This window comes from Acinetobacter sp. GSS19 (genome assembly GCF_028621895.1).
GTDB lineage: Bacteria > Pseudomonadota > Gammaproteobacteria > Pseudomonadales > Moraxellaceae > Acinetobacter.
Map to the genome: position 1 here is coordinate 1,584,403 of NZ_CP117520.1, position 25,741 is coordinate 1,610,143.

General features: G+C 43.5%; 25 protein-coding genes and 1 tRNA gene. 18 read left to right on the forward strand and 8 right to left on the reverse strand.

What is annotated here, in order from left to right; genetic code table 11:
- Nucleotides 1-7 precede the first annotated feature (7 nt).
- From PGW99_RS07605 to PGW99_RS07620, 4 genes are all read left to right on the forward strand, one after another.
- A complete protein-coding gene (locus PGW99_RS07605; protein WP_273777042.1) occupies nucleotides 8-787 on the forward strand; it encodes a ferredoxin--NADP reductase in 780 nt (259 codons plus the stop codon).
- Between the two features lie 308 nt (nucleotides 788-1,095).
- Nucleotides 1,096-1,743 (forward strand): TetR/AcrR family transcriptional regulator, encoded by a 648-nt coding sequence (locus PGW99_RS07610; protein ID WP_273777044.1) that lies wholly within the window; start codon nucleotides 1,096-1,098, stop codon nucleotides 1,741-1,743.
- A gap of 233 nt (nucleotides 1,744-1,976) precedes the next feature.
- A complete protein-coding gene (gene trhP, locus PGW99_RS07615; RefSeq protein WP_273777046.1) occupies nucleotides 1,977-3,347 on the forward strand; it encodes a prephenate-dependent tRNA uridine(34) hydroxylase TrhP in 1,371 nt (456 codons plus the stop codon).
- A complete protein-coding gene (locus tag PGW99_RS07620) occupies nucleotides 3,347-3,601 on the forward strand; it encodes a YfhL family 4Fe-4S dicluster ferredoxin (RefSeq protein WP_273777047.1) in 255 nt (84 codons plus the stop codon). Before trhP ends, PGW99_RS07620 begins: the two co-directional genes overlap by 1 nt.
- A gap of 117 nt (nucleotides 3,602-3,718) precedes the next feature.
- Here the strand turns inward: PGW99_RS07620 and ahpF are convergent, their stop codons facing one another.
- From ahpF to glyA, 3 genes are all read right to left on the reverse strand, one after another.
- Nucleotides 3,719-5,281: an alkyl hydroperoxide reductase subunit F gene (gene ahpF, locus PGW99_RS07625; protein ID WP_273777049.1), complete on the reverse strand. Its 1,563-nt coding sequence runs from the start codon at nucleotides 5,279-5,281 to the stop codon at nucleotides 3,719-3,721.
- Between the two features lie 236 nt (nucleotides 5,282-5,517).
- Nucleotides 5,518-5,922 (reverse strand): nucleoside diphosphate kinase regulator, encoded by a 405-nt coding sequence (gene rnk / locus PGW99_RS07630; protein ID WP_273777050.1) that lies wholly within the window; start codon nucleotides 5,920-5,922, stop codon nucleotides 5,518-5,520.
- 273 nt (nucleotides 5,923-6,195) lie between these two features.
- Complete coding sequence (glyA, locus tag PGW99_RS07635; RefSeq protein ID WP_273777052.1) at nucleotides 6,196-7,449, reverse strand: serine hydroxymethyltransferase; 1,254 nt, start codon at nucleotides 7,447-7,449, stop codon at nucleotides 6,196-6,198.
- Between the two features lie 356 nt (nucleotides 7,450-7,805).
- On the opposite strand from glyA, the gene PGW99_RS07640 reads away from it, so the two are divergent.
- From PGW99_RS07640 to PGW99_RS07655, 4 genes are all read left to right on the forward strand, one after another.
- Nucleotides 7,806-8,252 carry a hypothetical protein gene (locus PGW99_RS07640; RefSeq protein WP_273777053.1) on the forward strand — a complete coding sequence of 149 codons (447 nt, stop codon included), beginning with the start codon at nucleotides 7,806-7,808 and terminating at the stop codon, nucleotides 8,250-8,252.
- Between the two features lie 91 nt (nucleotides 8,253-8,343).
- Nucleotides 8,344-9,033 carry a putative quorum-sensing-regulated virulence factor gene (locus PGW99_RS07645; RefSeq protein WP_273777054.1) on the forward strand — a complete coding sequence of 230 codons (690 nt, stop codon included), beginning with the start codon at nucleotides 8,344-8,346 and terminating at the stop codon, nucleotides 9,031-9,033.
- Nucleotides 9,034-9,128: 95 nt separating this feature from the next.
- Complete coding sequence (locus tag PGW99_RS07650; RefSeq protein ID WP_273777056.1) at nucleotides 9,129-9,737, forward strand: hypothetical protein; 609 nt, start codon at nucleotides 9,129-9,131, stop codon at nucleotides 9,735-9,737.
- 213 nt (nucleotides 9,738-9,950) lie between these two features.
- Nucleotides 9,951-10,313, forward strand: a complete 363-nt coding sequence (locus PGW99_RS07655) for a hypothetical protein (RefSeq protein ID WP_273777057.1) — start codon at nucleotides 9,951-9,953, stop codon at nucleotides 10,311-10,313.
- Between the two features lie 52 nt (nucleotides 10,314-10,365).
- Here the strand turns inward: PGW99_RS07655 and PGW99_RS07660 are convergent, their stop codons facing one another.
- Together PGW99_RS07660 and PGW99_RS07665 are read right to left on the reverse strand one after the other, a co-directional pair.
- The gene (locus PGW99_RS07660; RefSeq protein ID WP_273777058.1) at nucleotides 10,366-12,336 is read right to left on the reverse strand and encodes an acyltransferase family protein; all 1,971 of its coding nucleotides are present in this window, start codon (nucleotides 12,334-12,336) and stop codon (nucleotides 10,366-10,368) included.
- Between the two features lie 186 nt (nucleotides 12,337-12,522).
- Nucleotides 12,523-12,599, reverse strand: a tRNA-Arg gene (locus tag PGW99_RS07665).
- 190 nt (nucleotides 12,600-12,789) lie between these two features.
- On the opposite strand from PGW99_RS07665, the gene PGW99_RS07670 reads away from it, so the two are divergent.
- The 7 genes from PGW99_RS07670 (at nucleotide 12,790) to PGW99_RS07700 (ending at nucleotide 19,174) form a co-directional block, all read left to right on the forward strand.
- Nucleotides 12,790-13,725 (forward strand): ABC transporter ATP-binding protein, encoded by a 936-nt coding sequence (locus tag PGW99_RS07670; protein ID WP_273777060.1) that lies wholly within the window; start codon nucleotides 12,790-12,792, stop codon nucleotides 13,723-13,725.
- Nucleotides 13,722-14,495 (forward strand): ABC transporter permease, encoded by a 774-nt coding sequence (locus PGW99_RS07675; RefSeq protein WP_273777062.1) that lies wholly within the window; start codon nucleotides 13,722-13,724, stop codon nucleotides 14,493-14,495. Before PGW99_RS07670 ends, PGW99_RS07675 begins: the two co-directional genes overlap by 4 nt.
- The gene (gene queF / locus PGW99_RS07680) at nucleotides 14,492-15,307 is read left to right on the forward strand and encodes an NADPH-dependent 7-cyano-7-deazaguanine reductase QueF (protein ID WP_273777064.1); all 816 of its coding nucleotides are present in this window, start codon (nucleotides 14,492-14,494) and stop codon (nucleotides 15,305-15,307) included. The genes PGW99_RS07675 and queF overlap by 4 nt, the downstream gene beginning before the upstream one ends.
- A 25-nt stretch (nucleotides 15,308-15,332) precedes the next feature.
- Complete coding sequence (locus PGW99_RS07685) at nucleotides 15,333-15,983, forward strand: hypothetical protein (protein ID WP_273777066.1); 651 nt, start codon at nucleotides 15,333-15,335, stop codon at nucleotides 15,981-15,983.
- Between the two features lie 127 nt (nucleotides 15,984-16,110).
- Nucleotides 16,111-17,253 carry a rod shape-determining protein RodA gene (gene rodA / locus PGW99_RS07690; protein ID WP_273777068.1) on the forward strand — a complete coding sequence of 381 codons (1,143 nt, stop codon included), beginning with the start codon at nucleotides 16,111-16,113 and terminating at the stop codon, nucleotides 17,251-17,253.
- A gap of 53 nt (nucleotides 17,254-17,306) precedes the next feature.
- Complete coding sequence (gene mltB, locus PGW99_RS07695; RefSeq protein ID WP_443098219.1) at nucleotides 17,307-18,272, forward strand: lytic murein transglycosylase B; 966 nt, start codon at nucleotides 17,307-17,309, stop codon at nucleotides 18,270-18,272.
- A gap of 290 nt (nucleotides 18,273-18,562) precedes the next feature.
- Entirely contained in the window at nucleotides 18,563-19,174 is a 612-nt protein-coding gene (locus PGW99_RS07700; protein ID WP_273779469.1) for a septal ring lytic transglycosylase RlpA family protein, read from the forward strand.
- Between the two features lie 604 nt (nucleotides 19,175-19,778).
- On the opposite strand, the gene tsf is transcribed toward PGW99_RS07700, so the two are convergent.
- On the reverse strand, nucleotides 19,779-20,654 hold the full coding sequence (gene tsf, locus PGW99_RS07705) for a translation elongation factor Ts (RefSeq protein ID WP_273777071.1): 876 nt from the start codon (nucleotides 20,652-20,654) through the stop codon (nucleotides 19,779-19,781).
- Nucleotides 20,655-20,794: 140 nt separating this feature from the next.
- Nucleotides 20,795-21,541, reverse strand: a complete 747-nt coding sequence (gene rpsB, locus PGW99_RS07710) for a 30S ribosomal protein S2 (RefSeq protein ID WP_273777073.1) — start codon at nucleotides 21,539-21,541, stop codon at nucleotides 20,795-20,797.
- A gap of 206 nt (nucleotides 21,542-21,747) precedes the next feature.
- Here rpsB and map point away from each other — a divergent pair, with 206 nt between their 5' ends.
- From map to PGW99_RS07725, 3 genes are all read left to right on the forward strand, one after another.
- On the forward strand, nucleotides 21,748-22,578 hold the full coding sequence (map, locus tag PGW99_RS07715; RefSeq protein ID WP_273777075.1) for a type I methionyl aminopeptidase: 831 nt from the start codon (nucleotides 21,748-21,750) through the stop codon (nucleotides 22,576-22,578).
- Between the two features lie 135 nt (nucleotides 22,579-22,713).
- Complete coding sequence (locus PGW99_RS07720) at nucleotides 22,714-23,934, forward strand: MFS transporter (protein WP_273777076.1); 1,221 nt, start codon at nucleotides 22,714-22,716, stop codon at nucleotides 23,932-23,934.
- Nucleotides 23,927-24,061, forward strand: a complete 135-nt coding sequence (locus PGW99_RS07725; protein WP_273777077.1) for a hypothetical protein — start codon at nucleotides 23,927-23,929, stop codon at nucleotides 24,059-24,061. Before PGW99_RS07720 ends, PGW99_RS07725 begins: the two co-directional genes overlap by 8 nt.
- A gap of 145 nt (nucleotides 24,062-24,206) precedes the next feature.
- On the opposite strand, the gene sthA is transcribed toward PGW99_RS07725, so the two are convergent.
- Nucleotides 24,207-25,622, reverse strand: coding sequence for a Si-specific NAD(P)(+) transhydrogenase (gene sthA, locus PGW99_RS07730; protein ID WP_273777079.1), 1,416 nt, complete (start codon nucleotides 25,620-25,622; stop codon nucleotides 24,207-24,209).
- Nucleotides 25,623-25,741 lie beyond the last annotated feature (119 nt).

A 25,741-nucleotide genomic window follows, 5' to 3' on the forward strand; every position in this document is an offset into this window, starting at 1 on the left:
ACCTTTAATGGCTGCATTTAACGTCGAAAAGATTACTCACGTACACCACTGGAATGACACTTTATTCAGTTTTAAAACCACTCGTGACCAGAGCTTGCGTTTTAAGAATGGTCAGTTTGTGATGATTGGACTTGAAGTCAATGGCAAGCCATTAATGCGTGCTTACTCAATTGCCAGTGCCAATTACGAAGAAGAACTCGAATTCTTCTCGATCAAGGTTCAAGATGGTCCATTGACTTCGATCTTGCAAAAAGTACAAGTGGGCGATGAGATTTTAGTGTCTCGCAAACCGACAGGAACGTTGGTTCTTGATGACTTGTTGCCAGGCAAAAACCTTTGGTTATTGTCTTCAGGTACAGGTCTGGCACCATTTTTGTCAATCATCCGTGATCCGGAAACTTATGAACGCTTTGAAAAAGTGATCGTGGTTCACGGTACACGCTTTATCTCTGAGTTGGCTTATCAAGACTTGATCTTGAACGAACTGCCAAACAACGAATTCTTCCAGGAATTGGGTATTCAAGACAAATTGGTATATTACCCAACTGTGACACGTGAGCCATTTAAAACTCAAGGCCGTTTAACTGCGCTGATTGAGTCGGGCCAAATCTTTAAAGATCTAGGCTTACCAGCGTTCAACCGTGAAGATGACCGTGCAATGCTGTGTGGTAGCCCACACTTCCTACGCGATGTGGCAGGTTTACTTGATCAGCATGGTTTGAAAGAATCACCACGTATGGGTGAAATGGGTGATTACGTCATCGAACGTGCTTTCGTTGAAAAATAATTGATCCCATTACCGACCACCTTTTAGTGCATCGGGGCCTGCGGGCCTCGATTTTTTTGACCTCGATTTGGCACAATCTAATTAAAATTTAAGGTAATTTTTACAGTATCATTGAGATAAATCGATACTGAGCATCTGGCTTAAACCGATTATTTACTGTATTTATCATGCAATTAACATGAACTTGATTTAAGCTCTAAAACACAACACGCTTAGCCCTATTTGAAAAAATAGCTCGGAGAATGGTCTAATTCCGAGTAAAAACGTGGGAATGGTAAGCTAATAGAAAGAACGAATAGGAACAAAGCATGAATATTGAACGCCATAAACAATTCTTGCTACGAAAGGAACGTATTCTGGATGTTGCTGAAAACTTGTTACTCGAAAACAATCAGCAAATTACACTAGATGAATTGGTTATTGAATTAGATATTGCCAAAGGCACCTTATACAAACATTTTAAAAGTAAAAATGAGCTGTTGCTTGAACTGATTATCCGCAACGAAGAGAACATTCTCGCGCTTTCTAAAAAGTACAATAATGACTTCAAGGTGTATGTACCGCAGTATATGCTGCATCATCTGCTGGCTCCTGAACGCACCATCTTGCTCCACCAAATTGAAGAGAACCTGACCATGACCGAGTCCTCTTTAAATCACCTGTTTGACAAACTTTATCAGATTCGCCAAGACCGTATTTTAGCCATCAAAGACATGACTGAAGTGTATTTGAAAGCACATGACAGTCCCATTTCCATCCGTGACTACCACTCTTATATCTGGTCATTAACCTATGGTGCCTGCCTACTGCTCAATTCCAGTTTTTATCAACGCTCTATTGGCTCGCGGAAAAAAATGATCAACCTGTATGTCAATCAGGCACTATCCTTACCGACACATCACTTTAGTCTGGATGATGATTGGCCAGCCCAATCTTTGATAGCAGACCAGACATAGTCTTATACAGAATCGGGGGTGAACCCCGATTTTTTGCATGATCTTGCTTTTTCTTAACCCACCCTTTATTAGCCAAGATATTAGATTTTTACGCTGAGATTCATCGCCTTAGCTTCCATTTCAAACCCATTAAATCCATAATTCCGAGTGTTTTAGTAGGTTGTACCTAGGACTTGAAATCCTTAAAATAATCCCCTATTTTTTCCCTGTCTTTAGCTCAAGCGGCGACCAACATGCAAACTGAACTTCTCTCTCCTGCTGGCTCCCTAAAAAACATGCGTTATGCCTTTGCTTATGGTGCAGATGCGGTGTATGCGGGTCAGCCACGTTATAGCTTACGTGTACGTAACAATGAATTTGACCATGACAACCTGCAAATTGGCATTAACGAAGCCCATGCTCTAGGAAAAAAATTCTATGTCGTGGTCAACATCCAGCCCCATAACAGCAAGCTGAAAAACTTTATCCGTGACCTTGAGCCTGTGGTGGCGATGGGGCCGGATGCCCTGATCATGTCTGACCCAGGTCTGATCATGATGGTACGTGAAGCCTTCCCGGATATGCCAATTCATTTGTCAGTACAAGCCAATGCGGTCAACTGGGCCACGGTCAAATTCTGGAAAAGTTACGGCCTAACACGTGTCATCTTGTCGCGCGAATTATCCATTGAAGAAATCGAAGAAATTCACCAGCACGTCCCGGACATTGAAATCGAAGTCTTTGTGCATGGTGCACTGTGCATGGCTTACTCTGGCCGCTGCCTGTTGTCTGGCTACATGAACAAACGCGATGCCAACCAAGGGGCGTGTACCAATGCCTGCCGCTGGGAATATAAGATTCACGAAGCCAAAGAAGATGAAACTGGCGATGTCATTCCTGTAACTCAGGTTGAAGAAAAGCAAGGCTGCTGCTCCAACGAAAATGACCAGCATCAGTTTGATGAACCTGTGCTGTTACAACGCAATGATGAAGATATGTTTGCTGCCGAAGAAGATGAACACGGCACGTACTTTATGAACTCGAAAGACTTGCGTGCGGTGCAACACGTCGAACGTCTAACCCAAATGGGCATTGCATCGCTGAAAATTGAAGGCCGTACCAAGTCTTATTTCTACTGTGCACGTACTGCACAAATTTACCGTAAGGCGATTGATGATGCATTGGCAGGCCGTCCATTTGATCCAAGCCTGATGCTACAACTCGAAGGTCTAGCCAACCGTGGCTATACTGAAGGCTTCCTACGCCGTCATGTACACAGTGAATATCAAAACTACGAAACCGGCTCTTCGCGTTTTGATTTCCAACAGTTCTGTGGTGAAGTTCTGGAACGTAATGGTGATTACATTAAAATCGATGTGAAAAACCGTTTTGTGGTAGGGGATTCTTTGGAATTGATGACCCCACAGGGCAATATCACCTTTACCTTAACTGAAATACGCGATAAAAAAGGCAATTCAATCGACGATGCCAAAGGTTCTGGTCATATCGTGGAAATTCCAATGCCACAAGATGTCGATATCAACTATGCTTTGCTGATCCGTAACTTGCCAGATTCTAAAGAAAGCATCACTGCTTCCTCGCTGGCTTATAATGCAGGTGCATAATGGCCTTATTGATTACGGATGCCTGTATCAACTGTGACATGTGCCTGCCAGAATGTCCGAACACGGCCATTTTTGAAGGCTCGAAAGTCTATGAAATTGATCCGGCACGCTGTACCGAATGTGTGGGTTTCTACGATGAACCGACCTGTATGGCAGTCTGTCCAATCGATTGCATCATTAAAGACCCTGAACATGTCGAGAATCAGGAACAGTTAATGGAAAAATTTAACAGCCTCAACTTATTCGCTAAATAAATCCTCGCATAAAAAAGGAGGGTTGAAGGTGTTATCCATTCAACCCTCTAAAGAGGACAATCCATATCAAGATGAAGGAAGTTTGCTTCCTTCATCTTTTTTTATTGCTTATTTTGCTTATTGCCCGCTACGAATAATGTAATCAAAGGCAGAGAGAGAAGCCTTCGCACCTTCACCCGTAGCAATGATGATCTGTTTGTATGGCACTGTCGTGCAGTCACCTGCAGCAAACACCCCTTTTACATTGGTTTCATTGCGTTCATTAATCACAATCTCACCACGGCTGTTCAGTTCCACCACCTCTTTCAGGAAGTCGGTGTTTGGTAACAGACCGATCTGAACGAAAATCCCGGCCAAGGCTATTTCATGTTCTGTACCCGTCGTACGATCCTGATAACGGAGTGCCGTCACCTGGCTGCCATCACCGACGACTTCCGTGGTCAAGGCTGATTTGATTACGCTGGTATTTGGCAAGCTGTTTAATTTGTCCTGTAATACCTGATCGGCACGCAAAGTATCCGAGAATTCGAGCAGGGTGACATGTTCTACAATCCCGGCCAAATCAATTGCCGCTTCTACGCCTGAATTCCCCCCACCAATCACTGCAACACGTTTGCCTTTAAACAGTGGACCATCACAGTGTGGACAGTAAGCCACACCACGAGTACGGTATTCCGCTTCACCCGGAACATTCATTTCTCTCCAGCGCGCACCGGTTGAGAGAATAACGGTTTTCGATTCAAGTTTTGCACCATTTTCCAGCTCCACTTGCACCAGACCATTCGCGGTTTTGTCTGCACCGACCAAATGTTTCACTCTTTGCAGACTCATGATGTCCACACCATATTCACGAACGTGTTCTTCCATCGCCGCAGCAAATTTAGGTCCCTGGGTTTTCTGTACGGAAGTGAAGTTTTCAATATCCATGGTGTCCATGACCTGACCACCCAAACGCTCCGCCACAATGCCGGTTTTGATGCCTTTACGTGCGGCATAGATGGCAGCAGTATTACCCGCAGGACCACCACCGATGACCAACACATCAAAGGCCGCTTTGGCATTGAGTTTTTCTGCATCTTTTGCGGCTGAATTGCTGTCCAGTTTGGCAATGATTTCTTCCAATGTCATACGGCCTTGACCGATATGCTGGTTGTCCTGGAATACCATGGGAACCGCCATGATTTTGCGTTCTTCAACTTCCTCTTGGAAAAAGGCTCCATCAATCATAGTCGCTGTGGTACCCGGGTTGTAAATGGCGATCAGGTTTAATGCCTGCACCACGTCCGGACAGTTATGACAGCTAAGCGACACAAATACATCAAAGTCAGCTTTTAGGTTCAGCCCTTTAATCTGAGCTAGAACTTCGTCAGACACTTTTGGCGCATAACCGGAAACTTGCAACAAGGCGAGAATCAATGAGGTGAACTCATGTCCCATCGGCAAACCGGCAAAGTTCACCCGCGGCTGTTCACCAGCCTTGCCAATCCCAAAACTTGGACGACGGCTGTTTTGACCGTCAAAGCGAGCAGTGACTTTGTCAGACAATACGGCAATTTCTTCCACCAGTTCTTTGATTTTGACAGCTTTGTCGGAGTCATCGAGAGAAGCCACCAGTTCGATTGGGCCTTGTAAACGTTGTAATAAAGTTTTCAGTTGTGCTGTAGTGTTCTGATCTAACATGTTTTTCTCCAAAGCAGCCAAGTTCAATTCAATAGAACTATCATAGGCTGAATGAAAAAATAGATAAAACAGTTTATTTTTATAAAATTGATCGGATTATAAAATTAGAGTTCCCAAGATCTCACCTCTAAGGCTCATTGATGGCAACTTTCGGCATTTCGAGAGGCCACTGGCTTATCGCTTACGACAATTGTTGATGGAAAAGCCCCATTCATAGGGGCTCATTAGTGAAAAATTTACAGATAATCACCTTCTCGTTCAGGCTGATATAAAACCCGAATCACTTTAATCTGCATGAGATGACCATCCGGTTGTGGCCATTCAATTTCCTGCCCTTCGCTCAAACCTAAAATCGCAGCACCCACTGGAGCCAGAATATTCACCTGTCCTTTTTCACCACGAAAATCATGCGGGTAAACCAGATGAATTTCTGTAGATTCAGCGGAAGGTGCAATATTGATTAACACTTTGGCATTCATCGTAACCACATTTTTTGGCATGTCTTGTGGTTTCATCACTTCAGCTCGCGCCAACTCATCTTCTAAATGAATGACCGTCGGGGTGAGTTTGGACTGTGATTCCAGCATTGTTTGTAGACGTGCCAGATCCTGCTGGGACACAATAATCGAAGGTTTGACCATGCTTTTAATCCTTTTATCCTTATTAAGATGTGCTATTTCATTGTGAATAAAGTATTTATCTTTAAAATTAGATTTAACCTGTATTGCCCTCAAAGTACAGCTTCAAATATGTATCTGCTTGATCAGCTTTATTAGAAAAACCTAGCATTCGAGCCAATAACACATCGAATGTTTGATCTTTTATGCTTTATTCGGCATATGTGCGGACTGAAGACAATAGATGAGACATAAAAAAAGGTCTGGCAAGCCAGACCTTTGCTTGTTTACTGCAAATTATTTTGCATAAACAGGGAATTTTGCACAAACTGCTTCAACTTTTGCTTTTACAGCAGCAATCACAGCTTCGTCACCTTTGCTGTCTAGGATATCTGCCATCCAGCCTGCAAGTTCACGCACTTCCGCTTCACCAAAGCCACGAGTAGTTACTGCCGGTGTACCTACACGGATACCAGAAGTCACAAATGGAGAGCGTGGATCGTTTGGTACAGAGTTTTTATTGACAGTGATATGTGCTGCACCTAACCATGCATCAGCATCTTTACCCGTAATGTCTTGCTTGATTAGAGATAACAAGAACAAGTGGTTAGAAGTACCACCAGAAACAACATCATAACCACGGTCAATGAAAACTTGCGCCATAGTTTGCGCGTTTTTCACAACCTGTTGTTGGTAAGCTTTGAAATCATCAGACATTGCTTCTTTGAAGCAGATAGCTTTTGCTGCAATCGCGTGCATCAAAGGACCACCTTGGTTGCCTGGGAATACTGCAGATTGTAATTTCTTCTCGATTTCTTCGTTAGCTTTCGCAAGGATTAAACCAGAACGTGGGCCACGAAGAGTTTTGTGAGTCGTTGTTGTGGTTACATCAGCGATTTGTACTGGGTTTGGATAAACGCCAGCTGCCACCAAACCAGCAACGTGTGCCATATCTACAAATAGGTAAGCACCTACTTTATCCGCTATATCACGGAAACGTTGCCAATCAACAACACGGCTGTAAGCAGAGAAACCAGCAACGATCATGCGTGGCTTGTGCTCAAGTGCAAGACGTTCAACTTCTTCGTAGTCGATTTCGCCAGTTTCAGGGTTTAAACCGTATTGAACAGCGTTATAAGTTTTACCAGAGAAGCTGACTTTTGCACCGTGAGTCAAGTGACCACCGTGTGCCAAGCTCATACCCAAAACAGTATCGCCCGGATTTAAAAGCGCAAGGTAAACAGCAGAGTTCGCTTGAGAACCCGCATGTGGTTGTACGTTTGCGTAATCCGCACCAAAAAGTTCTTTTGCACGGTCAATCGCCAATTGCTCAATAACATCTACATATTCGCAACCGCCATAGTAGCGTTTACCAGGATAGCCTTCTGCATATTTGTTAGTGAGTTTTGATCCTTGAGCTTCCATCACTGCTGGTGAGCAGTAGTTTTCAGATGCAATTAGCTCGATGTGCGCTTCTTGGCGCTCACCTTCAGCAGCAATGGCTTGAGCTAATTCTGGATCAAATTCAGAAATAGAGATATTGGCAAACATTCGCGAGGTCCTATCAATTAGGGCTTTTTTAGCCGTGCTATGATTGCGGAATATTGTAGCATGAACTTTGAAATTAAACAGAATGAACTTTGTTCAGTTTCAGATAAAAATCGCTCATCCAAAGCCAATCAGCAACAAACTTTTAATATTTTTAAGTGTGGATTCAATCCATTGTTGCGTTCTTAAAATAACCCGCTTCTGACACTCATCCCTGCCGAACTCAGTGAATAAAAAATTGACTCTAAATAAAGTGACTCACTTAAAGGTTATCCAGCCTCTTAATCTAAAGTCCGGAATTTTCTTTCCATGCGCATTGTTTTAGCATATCAAGCAAAATAACATTTCAACTTAACTATATGCTCGCTTTTATCTGCTTAATTCTGGGGATTTTTATCGGCTACACGATGTGCCGGGCACAGTATCGAACATCGAAGACACCCGCCAAAACCCTGTACCGTTATCAGACACCTTTGACCCAGCAACAACGTCTGTACATGAAAAGTTTTCATCAATCGGATAGCGACCGTATCCGTGAACTCAACTTGTTAAGTGCAAATCAAAGTATTTTTCTACGCTTACTGAAACAGACTTTTTCAGCAGATGAAATTGCGATTAAACAGCAACGTTTCATCGTATTAGATCAAGACAAAATGCCTTACGCCATTTTTGAATATCGTGAGGGACATCAACCCAGCAAATTGGTGGATCAGGAAGATGGCTTGCCCCTTTTTCTATATAAAGGCCTGCTGTCGAGTGATGCACTCAAACAGGATTATCATCAACTACATAGTGTTAAAATATAGCAAATGGCACGATAAAGACGCTTTTAGATTTGTTTGCAACGTTGTGAAATGCTAGATTGAGCCAACTTTTTTGCCCGCCTGGAATACCGTCATGCACGCAATTATTCTCGATACTGAAACCCATACCTTGAATGGCCTTCCTATTGAGATTGCTTATGCACCGATTGAAATCAGCGAAGGTAAATTAAGCCTCGACAAACAGCAAATGTTTGATCAACTTTATAGTGTGAATGAGCCGATTTCTTATGCGGCTATGGCCGTCCATCATATTTTAGAGTCGGATTTGCTCGATCAACCGGATTATCACAGCTTCGAATTACCGGAAAACACCAGTTATATTATTGGCCACAATGTTGATTATGATATTCGAGCGATTGAAAAATGTGGTGTAAATACCTCCCACATTAAAGCGATTTGTACGCTTGCACTGGCTCGTCGAGTGTGGCCTGAGGCGGATGCACATAATATCTCGGCATTGATTTATATGATCAGTAAAGGGAGTCCCAAAGCGCGTGAATTATTAAAAGGGGCGCATCGTGCTGATGCCGATATCATGCTGACCGCTAATATTTTGATGCATATTATTTACCATTTAAATATTCAAACCATTGAACAGCTTTATTTAGCTTCGGAAGATGCCCGTATTCCGCGCACGCTGAACTTTGGTAAATATAAAGGTTATGCAATCAGTGAATTGCCGGATGATTATGTGCGCTGGTTATTACGTCAGGAGGATCTTGATGTTTATTTGCGCAAAGCTTTAGAAAATAATCTGAATTAAGTCACAATCATCGGATTTGTAACATTTTATTCATATTAGTGTCATTATCGGCGCTTATCTTAACCTTAATTTATTGTGGGGAGATAAATTAAGGCATGTTGAACTACTATAAAACCGAATTGGGCATTGAAGCCATACAACAACGTTCTCGGGAATTAAACGCACGTCAACGTCGTCTACTGGTGGTTATTGGTACTGAAGCTTTTGATTTACTCAGCGATTCCCATAAGGAGCGCTTAGCACCGCCAGAACTGCTCGAACAGCTACAGGATATGGGCCTCATTGTGCCTGCAACTGTAGATGAAATGGCCAATCCAGATGAGGCCAACGTGAATGTTTCTGAAATTCAAGTATCTAACTCAACACTTGAACAAAATAGTAGCCCTACTGCTAGTGCTGCCAATAATAACCAACCCATTCAAACTTCACTAGGCCATGCAGCAGACGAGCAAGATGCGCTCACCTTAGAAGCGCTCAGCTTTGAAGAAATCAAACAGTTAATGGCGCAATTACTCTCTCAGTACTGTGGTCTGATGGCCAAACAACTTTCACTGAAAATCCAAAGTGCAGAAGATTTGCGCAGCCTGAAATTATGTCAGATGCAATGGATTACCTGCTTGCAGGAAAGCCGGATCTCTCCACAGCAATTGAACCTTGCATTACAGCAGATCAATTTTTCTTTGCAGCAACTTCAACGCTCCTGAATAGATTAGAGTTAATTGATGTTGCATGATTGATAAAAACGCTTAAAAAAGCCGAACAAAAACAATAAAAATTTAAAAAATAAAAATAAAATCAATAAATTACTTAATAAAAATAATCACCTTACATTTTTTCATAACGATAATTACCACTTTAGCGTTATGGCGATAATTCACAATAAGCGCCATATAACATCTTTTCATGGGAGGATGTATATGGCCACAGCGCATTTTATTAAATTTGACCCTGCAGATAATCCAATGCAATTGAGCAAAATCGGCAATTGGGTCATGACTTATCTCAGTCCCGAAGATGAACTGGTCAATATCCGTCTAGCCTTTACCACGATATTACCGCAACACATCAGTGAACATTTACAGCCTCTCAGGATTTGTATTGCGAAAGCTGAGGCTGACAACCATTGGCAGATTGAAAACATTGAATGCTACGACAGCCAGCAAGGTAAAGATGTCCATTTTCATGCTGATGATGCAATGGGTCAGTTGGTCCTTGATAAACTCTTTCATGAATTTGACCACTATGATATTCCCCTCACCCTGATCCGATCTTCCACTTAAGCTCACGGCATCGTGAGCTTTGTTTTCTAAATGACTTCGGAAAACCCTTGGATTACGGATGGACAAGCGCCTGTAATAAGTAAGCGGGTACACGGTGATCCCTAAGATCAGCTTCAGCGATCAGAATCGAGCCTTCCATACTTAAATGATTGGCATCGAAATATAAGGGTTTATTGTGGAGATATGGCGAACAAAAACCATTTGAGCAAATGCGTTCACGCAGACTCAAAACCTGCACATTCGGATAATGTGAGGCCAATTCTACAAGGATCTGATTGGCTTTCTGTTCAGCTTTGAATGGATAGCCTTCGCGCTTGCCACATTGAATAAAGGGCATGCGGATACTTTTTTCTTGGCATTGAAGATCATACGTCGGGAAAACTGGGACTTTACTCGCCAGAATGACCTGCTGGCCAGACTGGGAAAAATCACGCAGCATATTTTCCAAATCTTGTCTAAATTGCTGTTCACCCGCCAGAGTCAAATAATTATTCCAGCTTCCCCCAATAAATAAGGTCTTGTATTGAGCTGCAACTGCCCGAATTTTTCGGTTATAAGACTGACAACTCGTGACCTGATTCGCTGCAGCATAAGTACCGATGACGTTCTCTGCAAATGGCGCACAAGCACTATGCGTATAGTTTTGAAATGAACCACCCCAAGTTTCCACAATTTTTTTCAGATAACCCACATAATGCGCCGCATTAGAATCTCCGATCACCAGAAAATTGGGCGGTGTAGACTTTCCAATTTTACAGTGTGTCTGCTCGAAGACCTGCTCATCAAATACAGCCATCTGGCAATTAAAAGTGTAGGCATTGGCAGGCAATAAATTAGGTGCTAATTGCTGCATTTTTTCACTAAATTGCTGAGTCCCCTGAACCTGCAAAGTTCCCTGTTGCTGAATTACCCAAACAGATAACGCAATGACAGCAGTAAAAACCATTGCGATCAGCCAGTAACTCTTGTTTAACTGGGTTGGATTCCTAAACGGCTTTTCCACCGCGTAATAAGAAAATAACGTCAGCATGACAATCAACAGCAGACTGATTACCGCGAGTTGGGGATTCATCTCAGCATAGGCATAGCGCATAAATGCCAACACCGGCCAATGCCACAAATACAGTGAAAATGAAATCAGACCAACAAAAACCACGGGCTGAATCGCAAGTCCAGCGTTGATCCGGTTCTTTTCATGCGTCCCAGCCAAGATAAACAAGGCAGCACCGAAGGTGGGAATCAAGGCACTCCAGCCTGGGAAATTCATCGATTTATCAAACGTGATACTTGCGTAAGCAATCAGCCCCAAGCCAAATACGGAGGCCAAATGATAAATGACTAAAGGTACTTTTTTCAGCTGAGTAGAAAGCAGGTATGCTAGCGTTCCGACCAACAGTTCTCCGGCTCTCGCCGGCAACATATAATAGGAAAAGGACGGATTAAGCTTGAGATAATATTCACTTAAAGCAAAAGACCATAAAGCAAGTAAAATCGTACACAGCCACAACCAGCCAAGACGCTTCATTTTTGCCAGCACAAAAATCAACAATGGCCAGATCAGATAAAACTGTTCCTCCACGCCCAGCGACCAGGTATGCAATAAAGGCAGCGTATCTGAGGTTGGCGCGAAATAATCGGTTCGAATTCCCTGTAAAAAATACAGATTGGACACCGAAAATAAGGCAGCTAATCCAGATTTGGCGACCAACAACCCATCCGTGGGCGTATAAAAGGCACTACAGACGGCAACCGTGACGCCAACACAAAATAAGGTAGCTGGAATAATCCGTCGAATACGGCGCAAATAAAAGTCGCTAAAACTAAAGCGCTGCTCTGCAATCGCGGGAATCAGGATGCCGCTGATCAAAAAACCTGAGATGACAAAAAAGACATCAACCCCGACAAAGCCCCCAGGCAGCCAATCTTTAGAAAAGTGATAAATCACCACACTTAACACGGCAATCGCACGCAAGGCATCAATATCACGACGATATTTTTTCTCGTGCTGGGGCTGACTTCTCATTGTCGTGGCGATCCTATGACATTTTCATTGAACAAGTTTTAAACCGTTAGATGGCTATTGCGCACAAATAGAGGCTTTTCACCCATTGCGATGGAATAATCATAAACTTGTAGAGATGAGCGATTAAAGCAATTTTGCAAGCGTCTTTTTATTATTTTATCTTTTTATTTCATTAACTTATAAAAATGGTGCGGTCAGCGGGAATCGAACCCACGACCCCAGGCTTCGGAAACCTGTACTCTATCCAACTGAGCTATGACCGCATTTTGTGGCACATCATAACAAAAAAAACTGCAAGGTAAAGCATATTCATTTCTGTCAGTGCATTTAATGTTTATGCTTTAAACAAATCCTGAAGATCGTTTTTTCCATTTTCAGAATTCCATGCGAGTGACTTGGTTTATTGGCCCAGATCGCTCAAAATACCCTTTCCATTGACCATGTGAGAAATTCATGACGGATGCATTGACGCTAAGGGATTTGTGCAAGACTTATCGAAATGGTTTTCAGGCTTTAAAAGGCATTAACTTAACCGTGCCTGAGGGCGAATTCTACGCGCTTCTGGGGCCGAATGGTGCCGGCAAATCAACAACGATCAGCATCATCAGTTCGCTCACGAAGAAGACTTCTGGAACCGTTGAAATCTTTGGGCATAATCTGGATACCCATCCTTCACAAGCCAAGCAATGCCTCGGGGTTGTACCTCAGGAATTCAACTTCGGTCATTTTGAAAAAACCTTTGATATTCTAGTGACTCAAGCCGGTTATTACGGTATTCCGAAAAAGATTGCCGAACAACGTGCTGAACATTATCTGGAAAAGCTCGGTTTATGGGAAAAGCGTAATATTCAAGCCCGTATGCTGTCGGGAGGAATGAAACGGCGCCTGATGATCGCACGTGCCATGATGCATGAACCCAAGCTACTGATTCTGGATGAGCCAACAGCTGGCGTCGATATTGAATTACGCCGTTCGATGTGGGACTTTCTGACCGAGATGAACGAACAAGGAACTTCAATCATCCTGACCACACATTATCTGGAAGAAGCGGAAATGCTGTGTCGTCGCATTGCGATCATTGATCGTGGAGTGATTAAAGAAGACACCAGCATGAAAAATTTCCTGAATCAACTCACTGAGGAATCATTCATTTTTGATTTGGCTGCGCCGATTGAAACCCCACAACTGAATATTATCGGGGTGAAATTCAATCTGCTTGATCCGGTCACGCTCGAAGTTACCATGGACAAAGCCCATAGTATGAATGAACTGTTCCAGTTACTCGAAGCTCAGAATATTCAGGTACGTAGTATGCGTAACAAATCCAACCGTCTCGAAGAACTGTTTGTGAAAATGGTGGAGAAAAATCTGGAAGGAACTTCGGCATGAATTTCAGTCAATTACAAACAGCATTAGGCACTCTGGTTCGTAAAGAAATCCGCCGCTTTATGCGGATCTGGCCACAGACCTTATTACCGCCTGCCATTACCATGAGCCTGTACTTTGTTATTTTCGGTAATTTGGTCGGTTCACGTATTGGTACCATGGGTGGCTATAGCTATATGCAGTTTATTGTACCCGGCCTGATCATGATGGCAGTAATTACCAACAGTTATGCCAACGTGTCCAGCAGTTTCTTTAGTGCCAAGTTCCAGAAAAGTATTGAAGAGCTAATCATGAGCCCGGTGCCCCTGCACCTGATTTTATGGGGCTATGTGATTGGTGGCGTCTGCCGAGGTGCATTGGTGGGTCTGATTGTCACCATCATGAGCCTGTTCTTTACTGAACTGTCAATCCAAAACTGGTTTGTCACCATTTATACCGTGCTGATCACTTCCCTGCTGTTTTCAATCGGTGGCTTTATTAATGCGGTTTATGCCAAGTCTTTTGATGACATTTCGATTATCCCGACCTTCGTCCTGACCCCTTTGACGTATTTGGGCGGTGTTTTCTACGCCATCAGTGCCTTGAGTCCATTCTGGCAAAACCTGTCACTGATCAATCCAATCGTTTATATGGTCAATGCCTTCCGTTTCGGCATTTTAGGCCACAGTGATGTGAATGTTTCCTTATCACTGATCGTCATTACGCTATGCTGTGCTGCTTTATATGGCGTGGCCTACTATTTACTTTCTCATGGCTCAGGAATGCGTGAATGAGTGTAGAACTGTCTCTTTTGGGTAAAGACACCGATTACCCAACACAATATCAACCCGATATTCTGTTTCCGATTGCGCGTGCACAAGCACGTCAGCACTATGCGGATGTTCCGGGTATTGCCAACGGCAAAGACTGGTGGCATGTATTTGAAATGTCATGGCTGAATCAGGCAGGTATTCCACAGGTGGCGATTGGACGTCTGGAGCTGCCGGCGTCATCCCCTAACCTGATTGAATCTAAATCCTTAAAACTGTACTTCAACAGCCTGAATTTCCATCAGTTTGCATCACGCGAAAGTCTGATCGCAACGGTACAGCAGGATTTATCACAGGCTGCGGGTGCAGCAGTCACATTAAGCTTATTTCATGTTGATGAACTGGAGATTGCCAAACCGCAAGGTATCTGCCTAGATGATTTCACACCGACGCAACTGAGTCAGCATCCGGATGCCAGTTTGCTACAGTGGGATGCTCAGACAACATCAGTCGAAGATGTACAACTGTACTCCCATTTATTACGCAGTAATTGTCCGGTCACAGGTCAACCTGACTGGGGCACAGTATTTATTCGTTATCAAGGTAAAAAACCTTGTTATTCCAGCATCTTGGCCTATATTATTTCCTACCGTCAGCATAATGGTTTTCATGAGCAGTGTGTAGAACAAATGTTTGCCGATCTATGGCAGACGCTGCAACCGCAAAAACTGATGGTCTACGCCACTTATACCCGCCGTGGTGGTTTAGATATCAACCCATGTCGGGTATCGGATCTGAGCTGGTTACCCAACCCAATCCGCTTGGCACGACAATAAAACGAGAATATTGAGGTTTTGCTCCATGGCATTTTTTGGTTTTACGCCATCTGAAGCATTGTTAAATGACATTCAGACCATTATCGAAAAAAAGAAATCGAAAGAACCGTTGTATCCACTACGTGACAAAATTGCCCTGCAAATCAATGAAGAAATTATTGATGCACTGTTGACCGGATTGGTCCGCAATTTACCGCGCAGTGAAAAAACAGAAGTTGCAGAGAAATTGGCCGGTTATGTCAAATCAACAGTTGCTGTTTTACTCAAACAGCTGCTGAGTAAAGCAGATAATACGGTGGTGCAACAATCAATTGCCTTCTCCGAACATAGCCTGTTACAAGACCCACAAGGTCAATATAAAGTCGGCCAGCCGCTTGATGCTGGTCTGGTCACGAACTTGAAGCACAGTTTTGCTGAAATTCAGGCCGGACGTGGTGTAAATAAAGCTGCCTTGGCCGAGCTGTATAAACAGTTTGCCGATGAAGCGGTTCGTCATTTTATGTCAGACTTTACCAAGACGCTTGACTTGGGCATGATTAAACGTAAAGCGGCAGATCTTGGAGCCGCTGGGGTTAGCAAAGCCGTCAATATCGCAATTGATAAGCTCATTCCCAACATGAACAAAGATGAATTAATTGCCCTAGCGAAATACCATGACAGTCTGTTTTTTCACTAAGCGGTCTTGCCAATCGGAAACCTAGCCTCGGCTAGGTTTTTTTATTGCAAAATATTGATATACATTGTGTCCAACTGGGTTTATGTTAGCATGCGCTCAGCATCGACCGACCCACGTTTTAAGCCCCATGTCTCCGAGTTCTCAATACAAATTCCTCCGCCAAGCACCTCGTGATGGCTTGAGTACAGCAATGTTGCCCTCACGTTGGCAACGCCTGCATATTGACCCTTGGTTATGCCTGTTTCTGGTGCTGAATGCCATGTTGGGATTGACTGTCCTTTATAGTGCTTCTGCTCAGGATGTAGGCCTGGTTTCCAAGCAGGCCATGAGCTTCGGTATCGGCTTCACGGTGATGTTTACCCTCGCCCAGATTCCTCCCAAGGTCTATCAGGCCTTTTCACCTTATTTCTATGTGTTTGGGGTCTTGTCTCTGATCGCCGTAATGGTGTTTGGTGAAGTCCGGATGGGTGCACAACGCTGGATTGACATTCCCGGTTTTGGCAGTGTACAGCCCAGTGAATTCATGAAAGTCGGCATGCCCATGATGATTGCCTGGTTTTTATCACGCAAGCCTCTACCACCAAGCCTGTCGAATGTTTTGATTTCTTTAGTCTTGACTGGTATACCGTTTTTATTGATTGCTGAACAGCCCGATTTGGGTACCTCGTTGCTGATTTTAGCCAGTGGGATGTTTGTTCTGTTTCTAAGTGGCTTGTCCTGGAAAATGATTGGCGCGGCAGCAGCAGGACTCGGGATCATTATTCCCATTGCTTGGGAGTTTTTACTGCACGATTACCAGCGACAACGGGTTTTAACTCTGCTCGATCCGGAAGCTGATGCACTGGGTACCGGCTGGAACATTATTCAGTCCAAAACAGCAATTGGCTCAGGTGGATTTTCCGGCAAAGGTTATCTTGAAGGTACTCAATCACATCTACACTTCTTACCCGAAGGCCATACCGATTTCGTGATCGCAGCCTATTCGGAAGAATTCGGCCTATTGGGCGTGATGATTCTGATCGCACTGTATTGCGCGATTATCTTCCGTACCTTTCAGATCGGGCTAAACTGTTTCCACAACTACGGCCGCTTGCTCGCCGGTTCACTGGGTTTGTCGTTTTTTGTTTACGTGTTTGTCAATGCTGGTATGGTCAGTGGTATTTTACCGGTTGTTGGTGTGCCCTTACCCTTTATGAGTTATGGGGGTACCGCCATTATCACACTCATGGCCACCTTTGGTCTGGTGATGTCTATCCATACGCATCGATAATAGGAAAATCATAAATAATGTTGGATCTTGGTATTTTTAAAAAATTAAAGCAGATGGCGATATTAGGAGGCTGTCTAACCGTAACAACATTGAGCCATGCCAACGATTTTTACAATCATCCGGATTACCTCAGCTTTAAACAAAAAACCATACAAACCTATGGCCTGAGCAGTGAACAGATTGATCAGGCCATGAATGGCACACAAAATTTACCAAATATTATTAACATTATGAATCGGCCGGGTGAAAGCAAACCTTGGTATGAATATAAAAGCAATTTTTTGTCTGAAAGCACCATCCAAAAAGGGGTGAACTTCAAACGTCTGTATGCCGACACCTTAAATCGTGCCGAACAACAATTCGGTGTGCCACAATCCATCATTTTAGGCATTTTAGGGGTGGAAACCGGTTTTGGCAGCAATAAAGGCTCTTTTCGCACCCGAGATGCTCTGGCAACGCTGGCTTTTGGTTACCCACGTCGTGCCGCTTACTTTAGTGATGAACTAGGTGCACTGATTGCCTGGAGTACCAAAGAAGGCTATCCAACAGAAAGTATTCTCGGTTCTTATGCCGGTGCGATCGGCTATCCACAATTTATGCCAAGCAATATCAGCAAATTTGGTGTGGATTACGATGGCAATGGGCATATCGACCTACGCAACTCTGCAATTGATGCCATCGGTTCAATTGCCAATTATCTGGCACAACAGGGTTGGCAGCGCAATCAGCCGATTGGCTTTTTAGCTCGTTATACGGGTCGTGACCCTCAAAGTATTATTTCCTCAGATTTAACCCAACCTACACCCTATGGTGCACTAAAAAATCAGGGTATTTCTCCACTCAATCCGATTGTCAAAATAGATGATTTGGATATGGTGAATGTCATTCAATTACAAGAGTCTTATGGCCCTGCGTATTACTTAACCTACCCGAACTTTCAGGTCATCACCACCTATAATAAGAGCCGAATGTATGCGACCGCCGTGTGGCAATTAGGCACAGAAATCGCCGACCGTTAAGGTCGGTTTTCTTATAAATACAAAAAGTCAATATTTTTTATCCATTTTTTGCTGACAAAAACAGCATTTCACACCATTTGTTACAATATTGATTATTATTTGATCAACTATTGTTAATATTACAGCATTTTCATATTAATTTTAGAGGAAACACTAGACACCTCAGCACAAGCATGAATATTATCCCCTACCGTCAAATGCAGTTGCAAAGTGAATTTACAGACAGGTTCGCTTTAATTTCAACCGCTTCACTCAGTTGAAACGAGCAAAATGTCACTAGGAGTTTTATGATGCATTCTACACTGAAATATATCCTGACCGCCGCGATTGGACTAACTGTAGCTCAATCGCATGCTGAAATGGTGCAATCTTCATCTTTTAATAATGATGCAGAAAACTCGAGTTTAGCAGCTCGTATCTTGAGTAAAGATTCTCAAAAATTTAACGCTCACTTCTCTAATTTAAATACACTGTCTATCACTGAACGTTCAGGTGACCAAATCCGTCGCCAAACTATTGCCAGTAAAATTGAAATTCCTGAAGAAGAACCTTCAGTCATTGAAAAGTTAAATACCGTTGCCTCAAATACCGTACGTAAATTCAGCCAGACTGGTATGGCATCTTGGTATGGTCGTCAGTTTCATGGCCGTAAAACGGCGAATGGTGAAACTTTCGATATGAATGAGTTGACTGCTGCGCACCGTAGCCTACCACTCAACTGTTACATTCGTGTCACCAACAAAACGAATGGTAAAAGTGTTGTCGTAAAAGTTAACGACCGTGGCCCATTCCATGGTAACCGTGTACTCGACTTGTCTTACGGTGCGGCAAAACGCTTAGGAATTACCAACGCTGGTACAGCAAAAGTGAGTATCGAGCGCGTTGAGGGGCCAAATTCTTAATTTAAGTACTCACTCCTAGACATTTGCATTTGACTCGAAAAGCCACTGTTGTGGCTTTTTCCATTTTTAAATGCTGTGATTTTTCTAGATGGTTTTAATCCGTTTATCTGAAGCGTAGAGTCGCCAAATTCATGCATGAATGAGATATGGTTACTCATCTTGAACCTGTCATTTGATCTGCCCATTTTAGGCTTATGTCAGGGATCAACAAAAACGCAGTGACTTCCGCCTATTTTTGTGTGGTTTTCCACCGAAAAATCCCGCTTTAAGACGTGCAAAATTAACCTATCTAAAATCTATAAAAGTAAAATTGATTTATTAGCGCTCAATTGCGCTCTAAGCTCGATAAAATCCTTTTGCACAACCTTCCCTACACCCAGCAAAGAAAACATGCTAAAAATCGCTTCCTATGCGCAAATACAACACATCATCGAATTATTTATTCGGTAAAAACGGTTTTATCGATTATTTCAGGGCAAAACTCAGCAAAAATGAGGCTATTTTTGAACCCAATTGAAAGAGACTGAAGATTCAATTCGGATACGATAAAAATAGACCATAAAAAAAGCCCCAAACGGGGCTTTTTTTAAAGAAGATGCAAAAATTATTTTGCAGCAGCTTGAGCAGCAGCAACTTCTTCAGCGAAAGAAAGTTCTGCTTTTTTCTCGATACCTTCACCCACTTCGAAACGAACGAAGTTAGCAACAGTTGTACCTGTTGCTTTCAATACGTCAGCAACTTTCTTGTCATTGTCAATCACGTACATTTGACGCTCAAGAACCACTTCGTTCAAGTATTTCTCAACTGAACCAGATACCATTTTCTCAACGATATTGGCTGGTTTGCCAGATTCAATTGCTTTAGCTTCAGCAATTTCTTTCTCTTTAGCAACCAATTCAGCAGGAACTTGTTCAGCAGTAACGGCAACCGGGTTGAATGCAGCAACGTGCATTGCGATGCCTTTACCAGTGTCCGCATCACCTGTGTAAGCAACAACAACACCGATTTTCAAACCGTGTTTGTAAACAGCCAAGTTTTCGCCTTCAACGATTTGCGCACGACGAACCTGGATGTTTTCACCAATTTTTTGAACAAGCGCGATACGAGCTTCTTCAACAGTTTGACCATCTTCAAGTTTCAATTCAGCAATTTTAGCAGCATCAGTTTCGTTTGCAGCTAAAGCAACCGCAGCAACTTTCGCAGAGAAACCAGCAAAGTTTTCGTCTTTAGCAACGAAGTCAGTTTGACAGTTTACTTCTAGAAGGATCGCTTTATTGCCTTCTTGAGCAATTGTGATCGCGCCGTCAGCAGCGATGTTACCTGCTTTTTTAGCAGCTTTTGCTTGACCAGACTTACGAAGGTTGTCGATTGCAAGTTCAATGTCACCATTCGCTTCTGTTAAAGCTTTTTTGCATTCCATCATTGCAAGACCAGTACGGTCACGTAATTCTTTTACCATGCTCGCAGTAACTGCAGTCATGTTGATCTCCTAAAGTCGGTAGAAAAATGAATCTATTCAACAAAAACGGCCCAAAGTAATCTCTGGGCCGTTTGCTTTATCGACGCTTTAATTTGCCACCATTACATGTCGCAAAAATGACAAGCCTGCGTCAAAACGCATTAAGCCTCAGAAGCAGGAGCTTCTTCGCCTTTTGCTTGAGCGTTCGCTTGAGTTTGAGCGTATTCTTTACCAGCAAGAATCGCATCAGCCATAGCTGAAGCGTAAAGCGTTACTGCACGGATCGCATCGTCGTTACCCGGAATAACGTAATCAACGTTGTCTGGGTTAGAGTTTGTATCAACGATACCGATTACAGGAATACCCAAGTTTTTCGCTTCTTTGATCGCAATCGCTTCGTGGTCAACGTCGATTACGAACAATGCGTCAGGTAAACCACCCATGTTTTTCACGCCGCCTAAAGCACGTTCAAGTTTTTCCATCTCACGAGTACGCTCTAAAGCTTCACGTTTAGTGAGTTTAGCGAAAGTACCGTCAGTAGATTGAGTTTGAAGATCTTTTAAACGGTTGATTGATTGACGAAGAGTTTTCCAGTTCGTCAACATACCACCTAACCAACGGTGATCAACGTATGGTTGACCTGCACGTTGAGCTTGTTCACGGATGATTGCAGAAGCAGCACGTTTTGTACCAACGAACAAAACTTTGTTCTTTTTGCTTGCTAATTGGTTAGCGAAGTTCAAAGCATCATTTAACGCTGGAACAGTGTGCTCAAGGTTGATGATGTGAATTTTGTTACGCGCGCCAAAGATGTATTGACGCATTTTTGGGTTCCAAAAACGAGTTTGGTGACCGAAGTGCGCGCCTGCTTGAAGAAGGTCGCGCATGCTTACATTGTAATCTGCCATTTTCTTTACCTTAAAGTTGGGTTAGGCCTCCATATGTCCGCATTCTCCACTCTAAAAAGAGCACCCAGAGGAATGTGACGACATATGTGCGGATTTTGTTATCCCATTACCAATGTTCATGTAATTAATTCATGAAAAGCATTTGATAAAATGGGCGGCTATTTATACCATAGACGTTTACAAATTACCAAAAGTTTTTGATGATCATGAATAGTACGTATCAAGCCCCTGCCCGTTTAATCAAAACGCCTGAAGAAATTGAGAAAATGCGTATTGCAGGACGACTGGCGGCGGAAGTACTGGAGATGATTAAACCGCATGTTCAGCCAGGTGTAAGTACGCTGGAACTCGACCGCCTCTGCCATGACTATATTGTCAATGTACAAGAGGCCATTCCAGCCTGCCTAGGCTATGGTGCAGCACCGGGTCGCCCTGCTTTTCAGCATACCATTTGTACTTCGGTCAACCATGTGGTGTGCCACGGTATCCCATCAGAAAACAAGATCCTGAAAAAAGGCGATATTCTGAATATTGACGTGACCGTCATTAAAGATGGCTATCATGGTGATACCAACATGATGTACATCGTCGGGGGGGAGACCACCATTTTAGCTGAGCGTTTATGTAAAGTAGCCCAAGAAGCGATGTATCGTGGTATGGCGAGCGTCAGACCGGGCTCAACCATTGGTGATATTGGTAATGCGATTCAAAAATATGTTGAATCAGAACGTTTCAGTGTGGTTCGTGAGTACTGTGGCCATGGCATTGGTACGACATTCCATGATGAACCCCAAGTCCTACATTATGGCCAGCAGAATACCGGCATGATTCTCGAAGAAGGCATGACCTTTACCATCGAACCAATGGTCAATGCCGGTGTTTGGCAAACCAAGTTGCTTGGAGACAAATGGACTGTGGTCACCAAAGACCATAAATTATCGGCACAGTTTGAACATACCATTCTGGTGACTAAAACCGGGATTGAAGTGCTGACTGCTCGCCCAGATGAAGATTTATCACGTTTTAATACGATTTAAGTCGTGCTCTCTGAAATACATAAGGTTGCCTTCTGGCAACCTTTTATTTTTACTGTCGGGTTGATTGCCAAAATACAGCCAGATCAAGTAAAACTGCCGACACCCTCCTTCACGTTTTGACCTTACGGATGCCTTATGTCAGAGACTCGTTTTTCCAAACCTTTAGTGGTGATGTTAATTGGAACAGCCATTATTCTGGCCCTCTCTCTCGGCGTACGTCATGCATTTGGTCTGTACCTGGTTCCGATGAGCCACGAATTTGGCTGGGGACATCAAGTCTTTAGCTTGGCCATCGCCATGCAAAATCTGATCTGGGGGGCAGTGCAGCCGATTACGGGTGCCTTTGCAGACAAATACGGTAGTAAAGTCGTGGTTGCAGTTGGTGGAGCACTCTATACACTCGGCTTGCTGCTAATGGCAGTCAGCTCTAGTGCAATGTTACTGAATTTAAGTCTCGGTTTAATTCTTGGACTGGCTTTATCCGCCACCTCGTTTCCAGTATTACTCTCTGCCGTGGGCCGGGCAGCGCATCCTGAAAAGCGTAGTTTAGCCATGGGAATTGCCAGTGCAGCAGGCTCTTTTGGCCAGTTCATTATGTTGCCATCTACACTTCTACTGCTCAAAAATTTGGGATGGTCAGCAGCACTGGTGGTGAGTGCAATTCTGATTGCCTTGATTGTGCCACTTGCCTGGATGTTGAAAGCTCCTATGTATCAGGCACCACAATCTGTTCATGCACACCAGACGACACCTCCGAATTTGGGCTTTAAGGATATTCTGTCCATCGCGGCCAAACATAAACCTTTCTGGTGGCTGGCTCTTGGCTTTTTTGTGTGTGGTTTTCAGGTGGTGTTTTTAGGCGTGCATTTACCCGGTTATCTGATCGATCATGGTTTTGATGCGACTACCGGTACTATTTTTCTGGCACTGGTCGGGCTGTTTAATATTTTCGGTACTTACGGTGCCGGCTGGCTGGGTGGCCATTTTCCTAAAGCCAAACTGCTCATGTGGTTATATGGTTTACGTGGCCTCGCGATTATTGCTTTTCTCATGTTACCGTTAAGTCTATGGACCATTTATGCCTTTGGGATCATGATGGGCTTACTCTGGCTGTCGACCGTCCCTTTGACCAACGGTATCGTGGCAAGCATGTTTGGCGTAAAATATTTAACGATGCTCAGCGGAATTGTATTCTTCACTCATCAGGTTGGTTCTTTTTTTGGCGGCTGGCTGGGTGGTCTGAACCACGACGTTTACGGTAATTATGATGCCGTTTGGCTTTTTTCGATTGTGCTGAGTGTTTTTGGGGTGATAGTACATTTCTTTGTCAATGAGGAGAAAATCGTTCATGACTAGTTCAAGCCTGCTATTCAAGCTCTTGTTACTAACGACCATTGTTTTCTGCTTTGCCTTGGCTGGAGTACTCTGGGGGAACACGCCGGAACTGTTTGACTACTTTAATCAGGCCTTTTGTGCACATTAAGCAGAGCTGAATTTTATCGCTAACTCAAACGCATAAAACGCGAATAAACTGACCAACCTTTATCTTTACGCGCTTTACCGTCGCTTTTAAGCTCACAGAAAAAAAGCCCCTCCGAAGAAGGGCTTTTTCAACGCAATCGCTTCGATTAGAACAGGCGATTCATCCCGTTTAATGCCGCAACACGATAGGCTTCCGCCATTGTCGGATAGTTAAAGGTCGTTTCCACGAAATATTTCAAGGTATTGTTCGAGCTGTTCATCACCGCCTGACCAATATGTACAATCTCTGCAGCGTTGTTACCGAAGCAGTGAATTCCGAGAACTTCCAAGGTATCGCGATGGAACAGGATCTTTAATTCACCCACGGTATCCCCGGTAATTTGTGCACGTGCCAAATAACGGAATGAAGACTGCCCCACTTCATAAGGGACTTTTTCTTCCGTTAATTGCTGCTCGGTCTTACCAATCGAAGAAATTTCTGGAATAGTGTAAATACCAGTTGGAATATCTGTCACCGGTTTGACATTTTTCTCACCACTCATATTGGCACCCGCACAACGCCCTTGGTCGTACGCAGCAGAAGCCAACGATGGCCAGCCAATCACATCACCTGCAGCATAGATGTGTTCTACTTCGGTTTGGTATTGCTCATTGACATGTAACTGACCACGGCTATTTGGCGTTAAACCGACATTTTCCAGGCCTAGGCCATCGGTATTACCTGAACGGCCATTACACCAAAGAATCGCATCGGCCTTGATTTTCTTCCCACTCAACAAATGCAAGACCACATGATCATCATGAGTTTCTAAATGGTCGATCTGTTCATTATGACGGATCAACACGCCCTGCTCACGCAAGTGATACGACAAGGCATCCGCAATCTCATCATCGAGGTAACTCAACAGTTTTTGCTGGGTATTGATCAGATCAACTTTATGATCAAGACCGATAAAGATCGAAGCATATTCACAACCAATAACACCAGCACCATAAATAATGATTTTCTGGATGGTGTAATCAAGATCCAGAATCTTGTCTGAATCGAATACACGTGGATGATTAAAGTCTAAAATCTCTGGATGATATGGACGGCTACCGGTCGCAATCACCAACTGTTTAAAAATCAGGGTTTCCTTAACACCATCCGGACTAAACACTAGAACGGTATTGGCATCCTGAATATAGGCACGGCCGTAATAAATATCGATGCGGTTGCGGTCATAAAAACGCGAGTGCGTATCAACCTGTTGCTGAATCACTTTGTGAGCATGGCGCAACACCTGTTTCATGGTGAAATGCTTCCATTCGCCCACTTTTTGGAACATTGGATCACGTTGATAGCGAAGGATGCTCGAAACGGTTTGACGCAAGGATTTACTTGGGATGGTTCCAACATGGGTACAGTTTCCTCCCAGTTGCTCACGCATATCGACAATTGCAACGCGCTTCCCCGCTTTCGCCAGCTTCATTGCAGCGCCTTCACCGGCAGGTCCTGAACCGAGAACTACAGCGTCATACTTGACGAAATTCCCACTAACGACCTCTTTCTTACGTGGCATTCAAAGCTCCTTCCACCAATCTATATACTAATTTTTTAATCAATTGTGAGCTAATATGCTGATTTCTGCCGTATTTCACAACCATATATTCAGTGATAGCCACATTTTCTAAATGAATA

Excerpts from the sequence above, each read along its gene's own strand:
- PGW99_RS07605 (WP_273777042.1), top strand. The coding sequence starts at position 8 with ATGGCTGCATTTAACGTCGAAAAGATTACTCACGTACACCACTGGAAT.
- PGW99_RS07610 (WP_273777044.1), top strand. The coding sequence starts at position 1,096 with ATGAATATTGAACGCCATAAACAATTCTTGCTACGAAAGGAACGTATT.
- trhP (WP_273777046.1), top strand. The coding sequence starts at position 1,977 with ATGCAAACTGAACTTCTCTCTCCTGCTGGCTCCCTAAAAAACATGCGT.
- PGW99_RS07620 (WP_273777047.1), top strand. The coding sequence starts at position 3,347 with ATGGCCTTATTGATTACGGATGCCTGTATCAACTGTGACATGTGCCTG.
- ahpF (WP_273777049.1), bottom strand. The coding sequence starts at position 5,281 with ATGTTAGATCAGAACACTACAGCACAACTGAAAACTTTATTACAACGT.
- rnk (WP_273777050.1), bottom strand. The coding sequence starts at position 5,922 with ATGGTCAAACCTTCGATTATTGTGTCCCAGCAGGATCTGGCACGTCTA.
- glyA (WP_273777052.1), bottom strand. The coding sequence starts at position 7,449 with ATGTTTGCCAATATCTCTATTTCTGAATTTGATCCAGAATTAGCTCAA.
- PGW99_RS07640 (WP_273777053.1), top strand. The coding sequence starts at position 7,806 with ATGCTCGCTTTTATCTGCTTAATTCTGGGGATTTTTATCGGCTACACG.
- PGW99_RS07645 (WP_273777054.1), top strand. The coding sequence starts at position 8,344 with ATGCACGCAATTATTCTCGATACTGAAACCCATACCTTGAATGGCCTT.
- PGW99_RS07650 (WP_273777056.1), top strand. The coding sequence starts at position 9,129 with ATGTTGAACTACTATAAAACCGAATTGGGCATTGAAGCCATACAACAA.
- PGW99_RS07655 (WP_273777057.1), top strand. The coding sequence starts at position 9,951 with ATGGCCACAGCGCATTTTATTAAATTTGACCCTGCAGATAATCCAATG.
- PGW99_RS07660 (WP_273777058.1), bottom strand. The coding sequence starts at position 12,336 with ATGAGAAGTCAGCCCCAGCACGAGAAAAAATATCGTCGTGATATTGAT.
- PGW99_RS07670 (WP_273777060.1), top strand. The coding sequence starts at position 12,790 with ATGACGGATGCATTGACGCTAAGGGATTTGTGCAAGACTTATCGAAAT.
- PGW99_RS07675 (WP_273777062.1), top strand. The coding sequence starts at position 13,722 with ATGAATTTCAGTCAATTACAAACAGCATTAGGCACTCTGGTTCGTAAA.
- queF (WP_273777064.1), top strand. The coding sequence starts at position 14,492 with ATGAGTGTAGAACTGTCTCTTTTGGGTAAAGACACCGATTACCCAACA.
- PGW99_RS07685 (WP_273777066.1), top strand. The coding sequence starts at position 15,333 with ATGGCATTTTTTGGTTTTACGCCATCTGAAGCATTGTTAAATGACATT.
- rodA (WP_273777068.1), top strand. The coding sequence starts at position 16,111 with ATGTCTCCGAGTTCTCAATACAAATTCCTCCGCCAAGCACCTCGTGAT.
- mltB (WP_443098219.1), top strand. The coding sequence starts at position 17,307 with ATGGCGATATTAGGAGGCTGTCTAACCGTAACAACATTGAGCCATGCC.
- PGW99_RS07700 (WP_273779469.1), top strand. The coding sequence starts at position 18,563 with ATGCATTCTACACTGAAATATATCCTGACCGCCGCGATTGGACTAACT.
- tsf (WP_273777071.1), bottom strand. The coding sequence starts at position 20,654 with ATGACTGCAGTTACTGCGAGCATGGTAAAAGAATTACGTGACCGTACT.
- rpsB (WP_273777073.1), bottom strand. The coding sequence starts at position 21,541 with ATGGCAGATTACAATGTAAGCATGCGCGACCTTCTTCAAGCAGGCGCG.
- map (WP_273777075.1), top strand. The coding sequence starts at position 21,748 with ATGAATAGTACGTATCAAGCCCCTGCCCGTTTAATCAAAACGCCTGAA.
- PGW99_RS07720 (WP_273777076.1), top strand. The coding sequence starts at position 22,714 with ATGTCAGAGACTCGTTTTTCCAAACCTTTAGTGGTGATGTTAATTGGA.
- PGW99_RS07725 (WP_273777077.1), top strand. The coding sequence starts at position 23,927 with ATGACTAGTTCAAGCCTGCTATTCAAGCTCTTGTTACTAACGACCATT.
- sthA (WP_273777079.1), bottom strand. The coding sequence starts at position 25,622 with ATGCCACGTAAGAAAGAGGTCGTTAGTGGGAATTTCGTCAAGTATGAC.